This is a genomic window from Kitasatospora sp. NPDC001175 (assembly GCF_053598215.1).
The window spans coordinates 1-16,783 of record NZ_JBSFJU010000051.1; the positions used below are offsets into that span (position 1 = coordinate 1).

The following is a 16,783-nucleotide window of genomic DNA, read 5'->3' on the forward strand; positions in this document are numbered from 1 at the left end:
ATCGCAGCCTCGATCGGATCCGTCGGCGACGCCTACGACAACGCTCTGATGGAATCCACCATCGGCCTCTACAAAACGGAGCTGATCAAGCCCGGCCGACCCTGGAAGACCCTCTCCCAGGTCGAGCTCGCCACAGCCGAGTGGACCGACTGGTACAACCACCGGCGACTCCACGGTGAGATCGGCCACGTCCCACCCGCCGAATACGAGACCAACTACTACCTGGCGACCACGAAACCCCTGGTCACAGCCACAACCTGAGATCTCTACCGAACCCGGGGCGGTTCAGTAGGCGAACGCGATCGAGTCGAACTTGCTGGTGGCGTCCCAGGTGGTCGGGTCGGTCACGCCGGTGGGCAGCGGCTCGCACACCGTGACGCCGGCCGTATGGCTCTTGGTGGTGGCGGCCTGGAGTGTGATGGTGGCGGTGGTCCAGCCCGAGGTGGTGGTGCCGACCGACTGGATGGTGACCATCTCCTGGTTGGCGGTTCCGAGGCCGAGGACCAGCTGCTGGCCGTACCCGAGTTGGGCGGCCGCCGGGTTGGTGTTGTCCGCGCCGTTTCTGATGACGATGCTGCTCACGCCGGACGCGATCGTCGTGTTCAGCGTGGTGTGGAACGAGGCGAAGAGGCCGTAGGGCGTGAGGTCGGCCGGGCTGCACTGCAGAGTGACCCGGGCCTCGCCGTCGTCTCCGAACTCCCAGGCGATGTTCTCGACGAAGCAGTCGACCTGGATCGCGGCGGCCGGGGCCGGTGGCCTGCGCATCACCCGGATCCGGGTGCCCAGTTCGAGAGACAGGCAGACCGGCCACAGCAGGGACGGGTTGGCTGATGGGTGCAGGGTGACCGAGGAGACCCGGACCGCGGGGCTCTTGTACCTGCTGAGCAGGTAGTTCGCCGCGTCCTGGCACTCCTGCGTGGAAGCCGAGTTGACGGTGCGAGTCAACTGGCGGGGGAAGAAGTTGGTGATGCTGGTGGCGTCCTGCGCGGAGAAGACCTGGCTACTGCTGGCCTGGGTAACAGCGACCTGATTGGCGATCCTCGTGGGGTCGAAATCAAGAGCGATCCCTTCGTACGGGATCTCTCCACCCGCCGTGTTCTCCCCGAGTACATAAGCCGGGGTCAGCGCGTTGTACCGGTTCGACCTGGATTTGAAGACGACCACGCCCGTCCGATCGACATAGTGCGCGCCGTTTTCGGTGTCCACCACCGCCTGCAGGGCGCTCAAGGCGTCCTGACCGTCCACGGCAGCTACGCCCATGCTCGTGGTCATTCCCGCCTGGATGTTCGTTGGGCCGGAAAATCCGGCCCAACCAAGGATCCGCTGATAACGGGCGTCCGAACTGTCCCCGGCGAAGCTGGTCTTCCATGCCTGGTAGACCGAAGTGATGTCACCATTGGTGAACAAGGTGGGGAATTCGGCGACGTAGGAGATGTCGCCTGCGTAGTTCTGGCTGGTTCCGTTGCCGACCGTGGCATCAACATAGCCGCCGACGTTGTCGGATATCAGCCCTGTTGGAGTGTTGCTTGCGGGTATTCCGGAATAGTAGGCGATCAGGGAGCCATCCTGAGAAGCCATGACCTGGGCGGTGGCGGTGGAGTATCCGAAAAGCAGGAGGTGCCAGTTGCCGTCGCAGATGTTGGTTGCGCCGCCAAAGTAGTACGCGGAGCCGACATTTCCGGGACCGGTGATCGCCAAGTTGGGGAGACCGGCACTGTCGATGTAGAGGAAGATGCTCGCACCGTTCGGCGTGGTCGCGCCACGAACCGGGTCCATGCACGACCAGATGTAGGCGGCGGAGGATGGGAGCGGGCCGGGGTAGCGGACGGCGATCATCCTGGTCCAGGACGCGGGGTTGGCTGGGCCGAGAATCCCGGATGACCCGAGGCTGATGAACGAGGCGGGCTTTGGGAGAGCGGTGCCGGGCGATGGGTTGTTGATCGTCACCACGGTTTGGGTGCTGCCGGTGTAGGTGCCGCCCGGGCTTGCGGAGGTGATTTGAGTGCCCGAAACGAGGCTGCCGGCCCCGTATTTGGAGATGGCGACCGGCGCGGGTGGGAAGTTGCCGATGGAGTCCGTCAACGACGACGATCCTTGCGGGTCGCCGAGCGTGAATAGAAACCTGGGGTTACGCCGGTAGATCTCCTCGGTGAGTGGGTCGCGCAGGATGCGCTGGGACAGCAGGCTGAAAGTGTCCACGGCGGTGGGCTGAACCGTGCCGTAGGTGCCCTGCAGGTCCCAGCTGGAGGGCCAGCGCTCCACGAAACCGCTGTAGATCGGATACGTCACGCCGGGCTGCACCCAGGTCGTTGGCGATGCGTTCTTCTCAACCTGCCAGCCATCAGCCTGCAAAAGGGCGTTGGACGCCGGGAGCGCCACAAGGGCGACTCCGATCACCATGTAGGCCGCCCCGGTCGGAACGGTGCTGGTGGTCGTGATCTGGGTCCAGCTTGCGCTGCTTGAGCCGGTCAGTGTGACGGTGCTGCCGAGTTGCTGACTGAGGAGCGCCAGGTTGGCGTCGTACGTCTGAATCAGCGCCTGGACCTGCATGCTGGTTGCCGAGGTGACGTTCCGGACTCTCGTCTGGGTGGAGTAGGTGACGCCGGCTTGCGGCGGGACCTGTGGCGTCCAGAGCGGCAGCGCGGTGACTGTGCTGGTGGACGGTACCGAAAACTGGAATACATTCGTGCCCACCCAGGCGCTGCCGGAGGCGATGATGCTGCCGCCGCTGCTGTCGGTGCCACTAAAGACCGAAATGCCTTGCGGGCCGGTCGGGATCGGCCCGGGCAAGTAGCCGCCTACGTCTCCGCAGGTCGCCTGGACCTGTGTCAGGAGATTGACTGTGGGGGGCCATTGGGCGCGGATTCTCATGGGCTGGTACGGCATGATGTGCCCGTACCAGGGCCCCGAGGCGTTGAGCGGGTCGAGAGCGCCGTCGTTGTTGGCAAGCTGAAGGTCCAGGGTGCCGGCGCGGACCTGATCGAGCTCGTACTGCCGGCCCCGTTGGACTGCGGCCCGACCGCGGGTCCGGGCGGTGACCTCCACGTACCGGTCTAGGGGCTGTGCGGCGCCGTTGCAGTTCCAGCGCGGCCCCCACTCGTACAACATCGTCGGCCAGTTGGGGTTGATGGCCACGGAGACCTCCTCTCAGCGGCGGGCGTAGTTCTGCCAGGTGGTGGATCCGCGCATGCCGAGCTGGTACATCTGCCGTTCGATCACGTCGCGCAGGTCACGCTCGGAGTGCACGGAGCCTTGGACCGTGACGTTGACGACGTAGGTCGGCGCGCCCGCCGCGTTGCCGAGTGGCGTGGCGAGGCCGGTCCGGGCCGTGCCGGCGAATGCGGGCCCGCCGGCGGTGAGTGAGGCGGCACCGGCGAGGCGTCCGGTTGCGGCGGAGACGGTGCCGACGGAGGCGTGGATGCCGTCGGCGACCATGGTGCCGATCTTTGCTCCGGCGAGGTCGGGGCTGCCGGAGCCGGAGAGCGGGCCAACCTTCGCGGGAGAGAACGGCAGGTAGCTGCGAATGGTCGATGCCACGTCGCTTATCGCGCGACCCACGCCGCCGACCATGGATCTGATGCCATTGATCAGCCCTCGGACGATGTTCGCGCCGGCATCCCAGAGCAGGTTGCCGAAGCCAGACGCGATGTGGCCGATCGTCGTGACGACGTCGTCCAGGGCTTGGCCGACCAGGTGGCTGAGGTCGCCCCAGACCTTGCCCCACTTGCCGGTGAGGATGTCCAGGACGAGGCCGATCGTGTTCTCGACGAAGTGGATGCCGGTCATGACGACGCCGGAGATCACATCCCAGACGATCTTGATGGTGTCCTTGATGACACCCCATACGACCGTCCACACCGACTGGATGATCGCCAGTGTGGGGCGCATGACGCCGTCCCACCAGACCTTGACTGCCGTTTCGACGATCTTCCAGACCGCAGACCAGACTTCATGGATCTGCTGCGAGTGCTCGGTCCACCAGGCGACCAGCTCCGCGACCCTAGCCTTGATCCACGTGAGGACGTTGGCGTTGAACCACTGGACGATGCCCCGGACCGCCTGCGCCATGACGTTCCAGGCGCCGATGAAGACCTGCTTGTGCTGCTCGAACCAGCCGAACACGGCCTGGATCGCGGCCTTGAGCACGGGCAGAACGGTTGACGCGAACCAGTGGATGACCGTTGCCGCCGCTGTCCACGCGACCTTGAACGCGCCTGCCAGGAACCGTCCCAGGTCGTTCATGGCTGTTCTGAAGGTCCTCGAATGGTTGTACGTGTAGACGAAGGCGGCCCCGAGCGCGGTTGCCGCCGCGACGATGGCGCCGGCAGGCGTAAGCAGCGCTGAGGTCAGGGCGGTTCCAAGTGCCACGATGGCGCCTACCAGCACGCCGCCGACTGCTCCGGCCAGTGCCTGCACGGCGCCCTTGTGCTGGGTCAGCCACCCGACGCCCTGCTGGATCCACGTCAGGAACTTCTCGACGTACGGCAGGAGCGCCTCACCGATCTTGATGGCGAGCGCCTCGATCCCGGCCTTCAGCTGGTCGACGTGCATGCTCATCGTCTGTGTGGCGCTCTGCCAGGCGGTTCCGAACTTGTCCGCGCCTTCGGTGATCGCCGGGTACTTCGACTCGACACGGTCCATCTGGCCGAGGAGGATCGACAGGCCGGTGCCAGCCTTCTTGCCGAACATCTCGGTGATGACGTCGCCCTGCTGGTCCGCGGTGATGCCGGCCTTCTTGAAGTGCTCGGTCAGATCCTCCAGTGCGAGCTTCAGGCCGCCCTTTTGCATGTCCTGCGCGAGGGTGTGTGACGTCATGCCGAACTTGTCCAGCCACTCCTTGGCGCCCGAGACGGGGACGGCGAGGGACTGCACGGCCATCCGCAGCTGCGTGCCGGCCTGGGCGCCGCGGATGTTGTTGTCGCCGAACGTAGCGAGGGCCGCGCCGACGTCCGTGATGCTGAGGCCGTAGCCCTTGACGCTGGCGACCATGCCGGTGCCGAACGCATTGGCGAGGTCTTGCATCTTCATGTCGCCGGTGCCGACGATGGCGTTGAGTGCGCCCATCGCCTGGTTCAGGTCCTCCACGCCGGGGATGTTCGCGGCGACGGCCGCGGTCAGGGCGTTCGTGACGTCGACCAGGTCCGCGCCACCGACCTTCGCACCCTCCCCGGCGATCTTCACCAGTTCAAGGGCCTTTGGTGCGCTGATACCGAGGCTTTCGAAGTTCGACTCGACGTGCAGCAGCGACTCGGCGAGGGAGTCCGGGTTCTCCCCGAGCTGGCCGGCCAGTTGCAGGACGCCGTCGCCCAGGATCCCGAGCTGGCTTTTGGCCACACCCGCCTGCGTGTTGACTCTGGTCATTTCGGCTTCGAAGCTCGTCGCTCCCTTGATCGCTTCGAAGAGCACGGCGCCGCCGACGATGCCCAATCCCGCCGCGTACTTCTTCAGGCCCGCGGCAGCCGACCCGAAGGCCGTCTCGGACGCTTTGGCGGAACTGGCCGCGGCCGCTTCCGTCTTCCCAGCCGCGGCAGCCGTTGTCACAGCCGCGCCGTCAGCGGAAGCCGCCGCAGCCTTGATCGAGGTACTGGCCGCTGCCGCTGAATCCGTGACGCGCGCGAAAGCGCCGGCCGTGGTGGTTGCCATCTCCGTCGCGGCAGCGCCGATCGCGGCCATCTGCTCCGGAGCCGATGTCGCGAGACCGTCGATCGCCTTCGTGAGCGCTCGCGCGGCGGATGCGACCTGCCGGATGCCCTTCTTCGCGGTGTCCGCCGACGCGGAGACCGCCGCCGCCATTTCCTCCGCGGCACGGCTCATCGCGGCGAACGCCTCGGTAACCAGCGCGCCGGTCTCTTCGGCGGCCGCCGCGAACCCCTGCAGCCCCTCGATCGCGGTCGCCATCGCGTCCGTGAACGGTGCGGCGTTCGCGCCGATCTCGGCGATGACCGGAGGAAGGAACGACTCGGACACCCGGCACCTCCAACAGGTCGAAGGTCGGGGGCTGGGCGGTCAGGGCGACAGAGCGGTCTGCCACGCCCGCTGGAACACCTCGGCGATGCGGCCGGAGCGCAGCAGCGTCTCGACCGCGGGTCTGAAGTACGGGCGGGCCGGAAGTTCGCTGTGGTTGGCGCGCCCGCCGAGTTCCTGGATGCGGGCATACGGCGCGGTCGGCCCCATCACCGATGTCCACACACCGAAGCCGGTCGCGGTCGGTCCGGCGAGTTCGAACGAGTCCCACAGGCGGCCCGTGATCTTTGCCGGGGGCTCACCGGGCGGGGATGGGGTGGGTGTGCCTGGCGGGTGCGAGTACCGCGACAGGGCCGCGCGGGCCTCACCCTCGATCAGCGCCTGGGAGGCGACGATCGCCGACGGCGCCGCGGCCGCCGCCCGAACGGACAAGGTCTCCAGAGCGTTGGCGAGTTCAGACACTCCTGCGAGGGTCACGCTCACGGCTCACCTGCCCGCTGCTGCGCCTCGGCGACGACGTCCGACCACACCGCGGCGAGGACGGGCAGTTGCTGGTCGAGCCACGCCGGGAGGTCGTCGACCTGTGCGGGGGTCCAGCCCCAGCGTTCCGCGTACCAGACGTAGGCGGCCGCTTCTTCCTCGGGTGTCCACGGGCCGGCCGGTACGGTGTCGCCCCTCCACCGGGCGGCTACCCGGCGGAGGGCCCGGTAGGGGACGCCTCGTCCTGCAGCTGGCCCGGGTCGGTGTCGTCGGCCTGGGCGGGGAACAGGGCGCGGATGGCGGGCTGCACGAGGGTCATCAGCGCGTTGTCGTCCTCCATCGGCAGCAGGTCCAGGGACTGCTGCGAGATGGAGGGGAGCGGCAGTTCGTAGGACCAGTTGGTGACGAGAAGGGTGAGGAGCCCGTCGGTCATCTCGTAGCCGGCGGCGACGACCCGCTCGAAGTCGGTGACACGGGACATCGCCTTCTTCTTGTCGCCGCGGCGTAGCTCGCGCCAGTCCCGTAGCTCGATCCAGTTCCCGGAGGGGAGGGTGTGGCGCTCAGACATGTGCTGCTCCATGGGCGGTTCGTTAGTAGGTGTTGGGGGCGATGTTGTTCGTGACGGAGATCTTGATGGGGCTCAGACCGCCGGACCCGCCAGCGTTGGTGCTGTTGAAGACGGCCTTGAAGCCGTTCTGGTAGCCGACGGCGGTCTTGCCGGTCTCGACCTCGGAACTGGTGAACGCGGCGATCTGGCAGTCGATCTGCACGGTGATGGCGTTGACCCCGGACAGGCCGTTTGAGCAGACGATCTGGACCTGGGGCTGAGTGTTGTTGAGCATGTACAGCAGTGCGGTCTCGTCCGGCACCGCGCCGAAGTTGAGCTTGCCCTCCACGCTGAGGCCGCCGCGTTGGATGACGTACGGGGTCTGTACGCCGGCGACCGTGTAGTAGACGCCGAGCTCGCGCTTGATGGTGATCTCGCCGTCGGTGACCGTGTTGACGAGGGTGCCGCCGGAGGCTGGCCCGCCGATGCCGACCTGGGCCCGCCAGGAGGCCACGGGCAGGACGCCGGTGGGGTTCGCGGTCGGCGTCGATCCGGCGGGCACGGACGGGAACGAGGTGGCCTTGCCGGACCAGCTGAGCAGCTCGGACTCGGCGTTGAACTTGAGCCCCAGCTCCGAGAGGCAGCTGCCGGGGTACTGGCGGGCGCCGGACGTGGCGGTCGGGCCGAGGTAGTGGATGAGGGTGTGGCTGATCGGTTGCCCGGAGCCGGAGTTCAGCAGGCTCCAGGCGTAGGTGTAGGGGCCAGTCACCGGGGTGACGGCCTGCGCGGAGGCGTGCGCGTAGACCAGGCCGGACGTGGGGGTGGAGATCGGGATCGTGTAGGGGCCGGCGCCGCTGGGCGTGCCGGTGGTGACGACCTCCGCGGTGGCGCCGGTGCCGATCTGGATGAGAGTGCCGTTCGGGATGGACGCCGCGGTCGGGATGGACGTCGCTCCGGCGGCGGCCGAGCTGGACAGGGTGGTGGCGCCGGAGCCGGTCGGGGTGCCGGTGACGGCGAGGTCTCCGAGGATGTTGCGAAGGAAGAACGGCAGGCCGTCGCCGTAGACGGGGCCGCCAAGGTCGAACGAGGCGGCTTTCACGCCCTGGATCTCGGCGAAGGCGTCCGTGCCCATGCTGCCGCGCCAGGACTTGTCCTCCAGCCACTTCGGGCTGTCCTTCGGCTTGAGCGAGTTGACCAGCTGCGTGAACGTGCCCGCTACGGCCGTTCCTTGGACGGTCTCGTTGCCGATCAGGAGGAACTGGCGTGCTGGGGCCCAGGTGATAGGGGTCGGCACCGGTCTACTCCTTCAGTTGGGGCCCGGCGTTGTCCGGTGCCTGGTTGGGCTGGAGAGTGGTGGGCTGCCACCGGCCGTCCTGGGGCGCGCCGTCGGGCCACGCGTAGACGGTGGCCGGTCCGCGATGGTCGTCCGGGTGGGCGGTGAGCGGCACGGACACGTAGACCGTGTCGAAGCCGGCGGCGTACTCGAATGCCGCTGGCGTGGTGGGCTCTGGAGAGGGCGATGCCCCCGGCTTGGCGGGGGCATCGGCCTGCGCGGGGTCCGGCTCTGGGGGCGGGCTGTTCTTGGCGGGCACGGCTTCCTTCTCTCCTGGTCAGGCGTTGACGAACTCGCAGGCCGAGAAGGTCACCGCGAGATAGGACTTGGTGAGCTCGGCCTTCGTCTCCGGCTGCCCGTAGGCGATGCTGATGCCGTTGTTGCCGCCGCCGTCGATGTGCTCGCCGGCCTGGAAAACCGCGCCGCCGAGAGTGCGGTCGACGCGGATCCATTCGACGATCGCGTCCTGCAGGGCGTAGACGTCGTCCTGGGCGTCCTCGGCGTGCGGCGTCCGGCTGCGGATGAAGCAGCCGAGTTCGACCTCGAAGTTGCGCTGCTTCATGCCGTTCTCGGCGCCGCCGACCGCGACCCGGAACTCGTGGGAGCGGTAGATCGTGACGACCATCTGGCAGCCGGTACGGGCGCCGGGCGGCATGCCGTGGAAGTAGTCGGCGTGGTCGTCGCGTTTGGCGAAGGCGCGGCGGACCACGCCGATCCCGGGGACGGGCGATGCACGGTAGGTGCGGGTCGCAGGGTCGTAGGGGCCGCCGAAGTACCTGCAGATGCCGTCCAGGGCGGACTGCACGCTCAAACCGGGCTCCTTACCTGATCCTGCGGTAGCGGTCGAGGATCCGCTCGGCCTCCGCCACGAGACCCGACCCGTCCTGCCGTGAGTCGGTCTGCCGGGTGCCGGCGGAGTGGTGGGTGTCGGGGTAGGTGTCCTCGGCGGCGGTGTCGGGGCGCATCAGCTGGGAGACGGCGTAGTTGATGACGGCGAGCCGCATGTCGGCGGGCATCCCGGAGAGGTCGTGCCCGGAGGTGTGGGCGAACAGGGTGGGCTGGGCGAGCGTCACCGTCGCGGGCAGTGGCGTGTTCGGTGGGACGGCGGTGGGCGGTGACGCCCAGGCCGGGGAGATGGTGACGGTTTCCTCGACGCCGGGTTCCCAGATCCGGTACTGGCCGCCGGGCTGAATACCGGTCGGGTCCGCCACGGTGAGGGAGGTCGACCCGGCGGAGGTTGCCGTGGTCAGCTGCGTGGAGACCCAGCCGGCCACGTACACGGCCTGGACGAACAGCTCGGCGCCCATGGCGGGGACTCCGAACTGCAGGCTGCCGGACCAGGCGCCGCCGCTGCTCATGGGGACGAGAAGGTTGTTGTTCTCTGCCCATACCTGCGGGGAGGTGAGCGTGGTGAGGGAGGTCGGGGTGTAGCCGTAGCCGACCTGCACCATCGACAGGTAAGGCCGGTCGTCCAGGTGCAGGCGCAGGTTGCCGTTGCGGTCAGCGCGGGCCCGGGTGTTCTGCACCACCACGTGCGCGCCGAGCTGCTGCTCGGCGTAGTTGTCGCACCACTGGCTCGCCATGAGCAGGATGTTGACGAGTTCGGCGGTCTGGTCGGCGGCCAGGTTCGATCCGGACCTGAGGTCGTCCAGGTCCAGGTAGGTGGGGTAGGCGATGAACGCCGGGGCCGACACGTACGGCGTCATCGATGGCCCTCCCGGGAGTCAGTGCAGGTGGCGCGGGCGTGGCAGGCGCCGCACCGACGTCCGCTTGTGGAGGCGGCGGTGGTGTGCGGCGGTCAACTTGTGGTCGGAGCGGCGGTGCGGTGCGTTGTGGTGGTGCTGGCCGCTGCGAGAGACGGTCGAGGCTCGGTGGTTCTGATGTGCGGGCATTAGGACTCCTGCTCGGCGGCTGGCCAGGAGCCGTGTTCGCAGCCGACTGCGCTGGCACCTTCGGGCCAGCCGTCGGGGAAGCATTCCGGGCACGGCTGCTCCCGGTTGGCGGTGTCCGGGTCGGTGAGTCGCTTGCGGGGCGGCATCAGCTCTCCCTCTCGCAGGTCCCGCCGCAGCGGGAGCACTTCCGTATGAACGCGGCGAAGCCGCAGTCGGGGCAGTGCCATCCGCCGCGGGGGCGGCCGCCAAGGTTCGCGGAGAACGCGCCGAGCTCGCGCAGGGCCCGCTCGTGCTGGGGGTTGTTCACGGTGACGGTGCCGTCGCGGCCGGCGGTGTAGCTGGTGGTGGTGCCCAGTTGGGCGCCTTGGATGTCGACGCCTCGGACGGCGCCATCGGGCAGGCACAGGCGCGCCACGGCGCCCTCCCTTCGAGGATGGCCCGTGGGCCTGGCCTCTGGAGCGGAAGGCCAGGCCCACGGAGATGACGGCTACACCAACTTGATCCCGGTCACGGATCCATTCCACGCCGGGGCGTAGCACAGGAACGTGCCGTACCAGTAGGACGAGGACTCGTAGGCGAACTGCTGGACGGGCCAGTCGACTCCCATGAGGTCCTGGACGTTGTAGACGGCCCACACGTCGGAGACCTGGGTGTCGGGCATGGGCAGGGTGTCGGAGAGGATCGCGGTGTTGCCCTGCGGCATCCACGGGTGGACCTCGACCGCGACGCCCTTGCCGTTGACCTCGTTGATGATCGTGTTGACTACGTCGCCGAGGGTCACGCCGGTGAGCTGGTCCTGGGTGACGGTCAGCCGGTAGTTGCTGCTGCTGGAGCCCTTGAGCGCTTCGGAGAGCTGCTTGCGGTCGGAGCCGTTGAACAGAATCCGGTCGGGCTCGGCCTTGACGGCCTGGTACATCGCGGCGAACGCGGTCTGGAACTCGCTGCCGGGCGACTGGGTCGACAGGGCGGCGTTGAGCTGCCGCGTGTAGCCGGAGTTCGGGCCGGTGACGATGGGCAGGATGCCGTCGTAGCCGTTGGCGTAGGCGGAGGTGTCTGCGGTCACCGTGGACGCGGCGACACCTGCGGTCGGGAGAGCGCCCTGCAGGGTGAACAGGTTGTAGCCGGACCGGCCCGCGTACCAGCGGGAGGCGTCGCCGGGGTCGGAGGCGCCGGTGGAGACGTAGACGCGGACACCGGTGGCGCCGGCGGGCAGGGTGCAGGTGACGTCGACGACCTGTCCGGCGGAGACGGCGACGTTCGCGGCGCTGGAGAGCACGGATTGCCCGAAGTCGCCCGCGTCGGAGGTGACCTTGACGTAGACGTTGGTGGTTGCGCCGGAGATCGCGGTCTCACCTGCGGCTGCGGAGCGGGCGGCGAGCGTCACGCCGGTCGGGGCGGTGAGGGCGCCGGAGAACCCGGTGGCGGTGCCGCGGCCCATCAGGAGCATGCGCTCCTCCAGAAGCATGCTGGAGTACAGCAGGCTGGTACGCGACAGCTGCCGGACGTCCTGGTAGCCCTGGCCGGCGTACTGCGCTGACCAGGTCACCTCGTCGCTGGCGGAGAACTGGAAGTAGGGGACGACCTGGTCGTCACCGGCGTAGCTGATCTTCGGACCGCGCGCGTAGTACAGGCTGTTGCTGGCACCGGCCGGGGCGAAGTTCGTCTGGGTGCTGTCGGCGATGCCGGGGTGGAAGACGCCGACGCCGCCGGTGCCGCTACCGGTGATGCCGGTGATGCGCTTGAACCGGTGCGACAGACCGACGCCCTTGCGGCGTGCGATCCGGTTGCGCAGCGGGGTCGGACGCGGCGTCAGGAGCTTGGCGGGTGCCTCCAGGTCGAAGGCGACCAGACCGGAGGACAGAGGCGAGCTGGTGGTGATGTCCTTGACCAGGTCCGGCTGCTGAGCCTTGAGCTGCGCGAGCGCGTCGGTGACGGAGGCAAGAGCCTCGGGCGACAGACCCTTGGTGATGGCCGGAGTGTCGAGCGCCTTGGTGAGCATCCCGTAGGCACTCGTCGGCTGTGAGGTGAAGTCGAGCCCGTGGCCGGCGGAGAACGCGGCCACCACGTCCTGCGCGCCGACCGTGCGTGTCGGCGCGTTGTCGATCGCCTTCATCAGTTCGTCGAAGCGGACCGCGGCGTCGGCCTTGGACAGGGGGGGTGCGTACGGGGAGTCACCGAACAGCACATCGGCATTGGGCAGTGCCATCGCACTGGTTCCTTCCATGCGAAAGGCCCCGCGCGTTGGCGGGGCCCGGGTGGTCTGTGGGGTTAGGCGTCGGCCTTCGCGAGGAGCTGCTGGGCCCTTTCGCGGTATCCGTCGCGCAGGTACCGGTCCTCGACCTGGTCCGCCTTCGCCAGGTAGGCGTGGGCCTCGGCGCGGAGCCGGTCGGCATCGGACTTGCGGGCCTCGGCCTGCTGGTCGGCGGTGCGGGTGAGTACCGGGCCGCCAGGGAGGGGCATGGAACGGAATTCGTCGATGGTCGCCTGCGCCTTCGCCAGTTCCGTGGCGAGCGCGGTGATGCGCTCCTCTGCCGCGGTGGTGGCCTCTGCGGTGGCGGCCTTGATGAGTTCGGTGATCTCTGCCTTGGTGAGGACGCTCTCCTGCTCGGCCTTCGCCACGTCGGGCGTCTCGCCGGTGTCGGCCGCGGCGATGTCAATGCCGTTGTCCGCGGTGGCGGCCGGGGTGTCGTCGGTCTTGGTGGTGTCGGCGAGTCCCATGTCGGTGTCGTCCTCCTGTTCCTCACGGAACTTGAAGTAGGCGATGCTGCGGACGGCTTCGAGGAGGAGCTCGATATCGCCGGCCTCGCTGAGGTTCCCGGCGGCGAGGGACTCGGCCTCGGAGATGATGAGCCGGGCGATCGCGGCGATCGCCTCACAGGCTCCGGTGATGTCCTGCGCCTCGCCGCCGCTGTCCGGCTCGTCGTCGGCCTTCGCCAGCACGGGCACGAGTTGGCGGACCTGGCGGAGGATCTCCTCGGCCTTCTCCACCCGATCGGCCTTGGCCTCGGCGCTGATGCCGCTGTCCGGCTGCCAGGAGCCGGGCACCATGGCCTCCAGCCCAAGAGCCTTGGCCCGCTTGGTGATGTGCGCGCGGAGCCTCTCGTGATCGGCGCTGGCGCTGTCGGCGGCTTGGATGGCCTTCCGCAGATCAGCCTTGGTGCGGATCTGCGGGCCGGCCGCGGCCATTCCGAGCTTGCCCATCTGCTCGTCGACCACCTCGCGAACCTCCGTCACGCCCATCACGGCCCCGGACACCTCGACATGGGTCGTGGAGGGGGGAGTCTCCTCGGTCTTCTCCACCACCTGGGCGTCCTCAACGAGCTGGAGGTCACCGGCGGCGTCCGCCTTGGCCATGTCGAAGCGGCACTCCGGGTTGGCCGGCCGATCGACCACGCTTACTTCGATCACGTCACCGTCGACGACCAGGCCGTTCGGCGCATCGGCCTTGCCCATCTGAACCCGCGGGTTCTTGATGCCGACGGAGAAGCCCCGCAGCACCCCGTGCTCGATCTTCTTCACGGCTACCGGGTCGACGATCCGCGCGGTCAGGTAGTGCGCGCCGTCCTCCCCCTTGGACAGGCCGACTCCGACACCGACGGCCTTCTTGGGGTCGTGCTGCTCGCGTACCCCGCCGCCGTCGGCCAGCCAGCGGGGCATCGCGGAGTCGAGCCACGTCCCGTCCAGGCGCTGCTGGTCGCGGTCGAGGGCGGAGGACGCGGCGGGCCCGTAGACGAGCAGCGTGCCGTCGTCCTCCCGGACGGTTTTGGTGATGGGCGCCCACGCGTAGGCGGTATCGGTCATGTCTCCTCCTCGCCCGTCGCGCGGGCGCGCAGAGTCTTGGATGGTCAGGCAGGGGCGAGGTAGCAGCGGCAACTGGGGTGCGCCGGCGGTGCGGTGGAGCCGTCGGGCCATACCGAGCCGAGTGGGACCGGCCCGTGGGCGTCGTTGGCCAGGCATCGTGGGCAGGTCCGCTCGTCGGGTTCGGCGACCCACGCGACCATCCTTACCCCGGTGCGTGTGTACTGGTCGACGGCGGCGGCCGTGGACGCTCGGACGAGCTCGGTCAGCGCTGTCATCCGGGCCCACGTCCGGTCACCCAGCAGCTGCCGGATGCGGGTGGCGAGCCTGGCCGCGGTGAGCCGTTGCCCGGCGGCGGCGGCCAGGAGCTGTGCGAGGGCCTGCTCCCTGCCGGAGGCGATCTGCTGCGCCCACGCCGTAGATGCTTGAGCCCATGCCTCGGCGGCCTGGGCGACGTCCTGCGGGAGGGTTCGGACTGCGGCTTCGGTGTCGCCCTCGGCCCACGCCCATGCCGCGTCCTCGTCACGCAGTAGCGCGGCTGCGGCGGTGTGGCCGATGGCCCAGCCCTCCAGCCAGATCAGGCGCAGGACGGCCATGGCCGGTAGGAGGGTGGTGCCGTGGCGGCGGAGGAATGCGAGGGCCGCGAGAAGGGCCCAGTCCTCGTTGTGCTGGGCCTGGCCGGGGCTGGTCCAGTACTCGTCGGTGCCGTCATCGGCACTGGTGTTGGGGTTGGTGACGGCGTGTTCGGCGGTCCACCGCTCGGCGAGGGTGTCCTCGTTCACGGCGTCGTGCAGGGCGGTGGTGATGCGTGGTGCCCACCGGTTGGCGGTGGTCAGGTCGCGGCCCCACGCGGGCCACGGTCTTTTGGGTCGCTGTCACCGCCGGCGAACTGGACCCGGGGGTCGGTGGCGAGGTCGGGGGCGTCGGCTTTGGTGACGGTGTCGAACCGGAAAGTCCGCCGCGACTGGGGGTTGCGCCGTGCCCAGCGGTGGTAGGCGGCGAGTTCAGCCTTGACGAGCTGTCCCCTGTCGGCCGCAGTGCCGTCGCTGTCCCCGTCGTCGTCCTCGTGGTCGTCCTCGCCGTCGGGGCCGGCGCCAGTGTCGTCCCGGTCGCCGGAGTCTGCGCTGTCGTCGTCCGGGTCGGTTTCGCCGGTGGGCTGTTCGTCGGTTGCGGGCTTCGGCGGTTCGACGATCTCCCCGGGCTGCGCCAGCTCGGATGCGCCTTCGAGGAAGACCACGCCGCGGCTGGTCATCAGCATCGGCATGTCCGCCTCCGGGAACGAGTACCGCGGCAGGCCGATCCTGTCCCGGTCCTCGTTCAGAGTCATCCGGGCGGTACCAACCCGCTTGGACGCGACCTCGTCCGCAGCCGCCTCGTCCTCGTTCTCCAAGCCGAGGAAACGGAACTCCAACTCGGCGGGCATGCCCAGGTGGGTCCGGGAGATAGAGGTGATCAGCTGCTGCAGCCAGCGCAGCGTCGGCAGGGTCGCCTTGCGGTGCTGCACGTCGGCCTGGCCCTCGTGGTAGCCGGCCGATCCGAGACCGCCGGTCTCCGTGAAACCCAACTCGGCGATCGTCGTGTCGAAGTGGGAGGCGACCAGTTTGAGCAGGTACAGGTCGTATTCGGGCTTGTACTTCTCCGCGACCGTGTCGAAGATCTCGGCGTCGAAGCCGGGCGGCAGAACCCGGAGCCGGTGCCGCTCGGCGGTCTGCCCCGAGTAGGTGTCGTTCAGCAGCCGCTCGTACTCCTGCGTCTGCTGCGGCGTCCACCCGACCGCCCCGGTCTGCTTCAGCCAGCCGGCCGGCAGGGTGCCGTCGGTGTACTCGGCGCGGATCCACTGGTGCCGGCGCATCCACACGTCGATGTCCGCCAGGGCCTGCTCGACCGCGGAGTAGCCGTAGGGGGTGTTGGCCCGCACGTTGCGCCGCTTGTAGATCAGCTGATCGGCGCGGTAGCCGTTGAGGACCGTGCCGTCGGCGTCGGTGTCCGCGACGAACTCACCCCGCGGGAAGCCCCACAAGATCTGCTGGAAGGCGGGCTGCGGGGCCTGGGGGCGTCCGCCGCGCCAGTCCCGCAGCGGCTTGATCGTGGCACCGTCGAGAATCTCCAGGGAGTGAAGGTCACCGGCGTAGGTCCGCCGCGGGTAGATCGCCACGGCGTCGAGCACGAAGTGCTCCTCCAGCAGCTTGGACATCCACTCAATGGTGTCCTCGCCCTGCCCGCGGTCGGGCTGCTCCCAGAACGTGGTGCAGCGGGCGATCTCCGCGCCGAGGCGTTCCTGGAGGGCGCTTTCGACGTCGGCGCGCGCGGCATCGGGCTGGGCGGCTTGGGCGGCGGCGACCGCGCTCTTGCTGATCGTGATCGCCCAGTCGAGGGTGGCGACTTCGGCCTTGCGGATCTCGATGCACCGCCGCGGGATGCCGCCCTGGTCGGCGGCGTCCCGCAGGACCTTCCACGGCACCAGCTTGTCGGTGACCCCGGGAAGGTTGGAGGAGACCGGGTATTCGTTGTACCGCGGCTCCGGCCGGCCGGAGTCCTGCCGGGCCGGGTCGATCGCGGCCGGGATCAGCGGTATACCAGGGCCGAACGCGACCTGCGGATCGGTACGCGGCAGCGGCACAAAGCCGCCGCTGGTCTGCGGGTTCACCGAGACGGCTTCGAGCATCGCCGCGACCTGCGCGGCTGAGAAGACCTGCCCGTCGGCCTTGGCCGAGTCTGGCTGGATAGGAGTACGGCGGCGCCCCGGAAACCAGCGGACCACGACGCCTC

15 protein-coding genes are annotated in these 16,783 nt (G+C 68.8%); 1 reads left to right on the plus strand and 14 read right to left on the minus strand.

The features are described 5' to 3' along the window. A partial coding sequence (locus ACWDAK_RS28890) for an integrase core domain-containing protein (protein WP_427394932.1) occupies positions 1-261 on the plus strand: 261 nt, incomplete at its 5' end. Positions 262-285: 24 nt separating this feature from the next. On the opposite strand, the gene ACWDAK_RS28895 is transcribed toward ACWDAK_RS28890, so the two are convergent. The 14 genes from ACWDAK_RS28895 to ACWDAK_RS28960 all read right to left on the minus strand — a co-directional run bounded on the left by ACWDAK_RS28895 (position 286) and on the right by ACWDAK_RS28960 (position 16,775). Continuing rightward, a complete protein-coding gene (locus ACWDAK_RS28895; RefSeq protein ID WP_427395220.1) occupies positions 286-3,135 on the minus strand; it encodes a hypothetical protein in 2,850 nt (949 codons plus the stop codon). Positions 3,136-3,147: 12 nt separating this feature from the next. Continuing rightward, positions 3,148-5,967 carry a phage tail tape measure protein gene (locus ACWDAK_RS28900; protein WP_427395221.1) on the minus strand — a complete coding sequence of 940 codons (2,820 nt, stop codon included), beginning with the start codon at positions 5,965-5,967 and terminating at the stop codon, positions 3,148-3,150. A gap of 39 nt (positions 5,968-6,006) precedes the next feature. Next, complete coding sequence (locus tag ACWDAK_RS28905; protein WP_427395222.1) at positions 6,007-6,426, minus strand: hypothetical protein; 420 nt, start codon at positions 6,424-6,426, stop codon at positions 6,007-6,009. A gap of 226 nt (positions 6,427-6,652) precedes the next feature. Next, entirely contained in the window at positions 6,653-7,012 is a 360-nt protein-coding gene (locus ACWDAK_RS28910; protein WP_427395223.1) for a hypothetical protein, read from the minus strand. A gap of 22 nt (positions 7,013-7,034) precedes the next feature. Beyond that, the gene (locus ACWDAK_RS28915; RefSeq protein WP_427395224.1) at positions 7,035-8,285 is read right to left on the minus strand and encodes a hypothetical protein; all 1,251 of its coding nucleotides are present in this window, start codon (positions 8,283-8,285) and stop codon (positions 7,035-7,037) included. Positions 8,286-8,289: 4 nt separating this feature from the next. Then, positions 8,290-8,583, minus strand: a complete 294-nt coding sequence (locus tag ACWDAK_RS28920; protein WP_427395225.1) for a hypothetical protein — start codon at positions 8,581-8,583, stop codon at positions 8,290-8,292. 18 nt (positions 8,584-8,601) lie between these two features. Beyond that, on the minus strand, positions 8,602-9,129 hold the full coding sequence (locus tag ACWDAK_RS28925; RefSeq protein WP_427395302.1) for a hypothetical protein: 528 nt from the start codon (positions 9,127-9,129) through the stop codon (positions 8,602-8,604). 16 nt (positions 9,130-9,145) lie between these two features. Continuing rightward, a complete protein-coding gene (locus tag ACWDAK_RS28930; RefSeq protein ID WP_427395226.1) occupies positions 9,146-10,030 on the minus strand; it encodes a hypothetical protein in 885 nt (294 codons plus the stop codon). A gap of 185 nt (positions 10,031-10,215) precedes the next feature. Then, a complete protein-coding gene (locus ACWDAK_RS28935) occupies positions 10,216-10,362 on the minus strand; it encodes a hypothetical protein (RefSeq protein WP_427395227.1) in 147 nt (48 codons plus the stop codon). Further along, positions 10,362-10,631 carry a hypothetical protein gene (locus tag ACWDAK_RS28940; protein ID WP_427395228.1) on the minus strand — a complete coding sequence of 90 codons (270 nt, stop codon included), beginning with the start codon at positions 10,629-10,631 and terminating at the stop codon, positions 10,362-10,364. Before ACWDAK_RS28940 ends, ACWDAK_RS28935 begins: the two co-directional genes overlap by 1 nt. A gap of 72 nt (positions 10,632-10,703) precedes the next feature. Then, positions 10,704-12,422, minus strand: a complete 1,719-nt coding sequence (locus tag ACWDAK_RS28945) for a hypothetical protein (protein ID WP_427395229.1) — start codon at positions 12,420-12,422, stop codon at positions 10,704-10,706. A 62-nt stretch (positions 12,423-12,484) separates the two neighbouring features. Next, positions 12,485-14,017 carry an HK97 family phage prohead protease gene (locus tag ACWDAK_RS28950; protein ID WP_427395230.1) on the minus strand — a complete coding sequence of 511 codons (1,533 nt, stop codon included), beginning with the start codon at positions 14,015-14,017 and terminating at the stop codon, positions 12,485-12,487. Positions 14,018-14,061: 44 nt separating this feature from the next. Beyond that, positions 14,062-14,796 (minus strand): phage minor head protein, encoded by a 735-nt coding sequence (locus ACWDAK_RS28955; RefSeq protein ID WP_427395231.1) that lies wholly within the window; start codon positions 14,794-14,796, stop codon positions 14,062-14,064. 50 nt (positions 14,797-14,846) lie between these two features. Beyond that, a complete protein-coding gene (locus ACWDAK_RS28960) occupies positions 14,847-16,775 on the minus strand; it encodes a hypothetical protein (protein WP_427395232.1) in 1,929 nt (642 codons plus the stop codon). Positions 16,776-16,783: the final 8 nt, after the last annotated feature.

Bases quoted from the DNA above. Each gene is read 5' to 3' on its own strand.
- ACWDAK_RS28930 (WP_427395226.1), bottom strand. From the start codon at position 10,030: ATGACGCCGTACGTGTCGGCCCCGGCGTTCATCGCCTACCCCACCTAC.
- ACWDAK_RS28910 (WP_427395223.1), bottom strand. From the start codon at position 7,012: ATGTCTGAGCGCCACACCCTCCCCTCCGGGAACTGGATCGAGCTACGG.
- ACWDAK_RS28945 (WP_427395229.1), bottom strand. From the start codon at position 12,422: ATGGCACTGCCCAATGCCGATGTGCTGTTCGGTGACTCCCCGTACGCA.
- ACWDAK_RS28950 (WP_427395230.1), bottom strand. From the start codon at position 14,017: ATGACCGATACCGCCTACGCGTGGGCGCCCATCACCAAAACCGTCCGG.
- ACWDAK_RS28935 (WP_427395227.1), bottom strand. From the start codon at position 10,362: ATGCCGCCCCGCAAGCGACTCACCGACCCGGACACCGCCAACCGGGAG.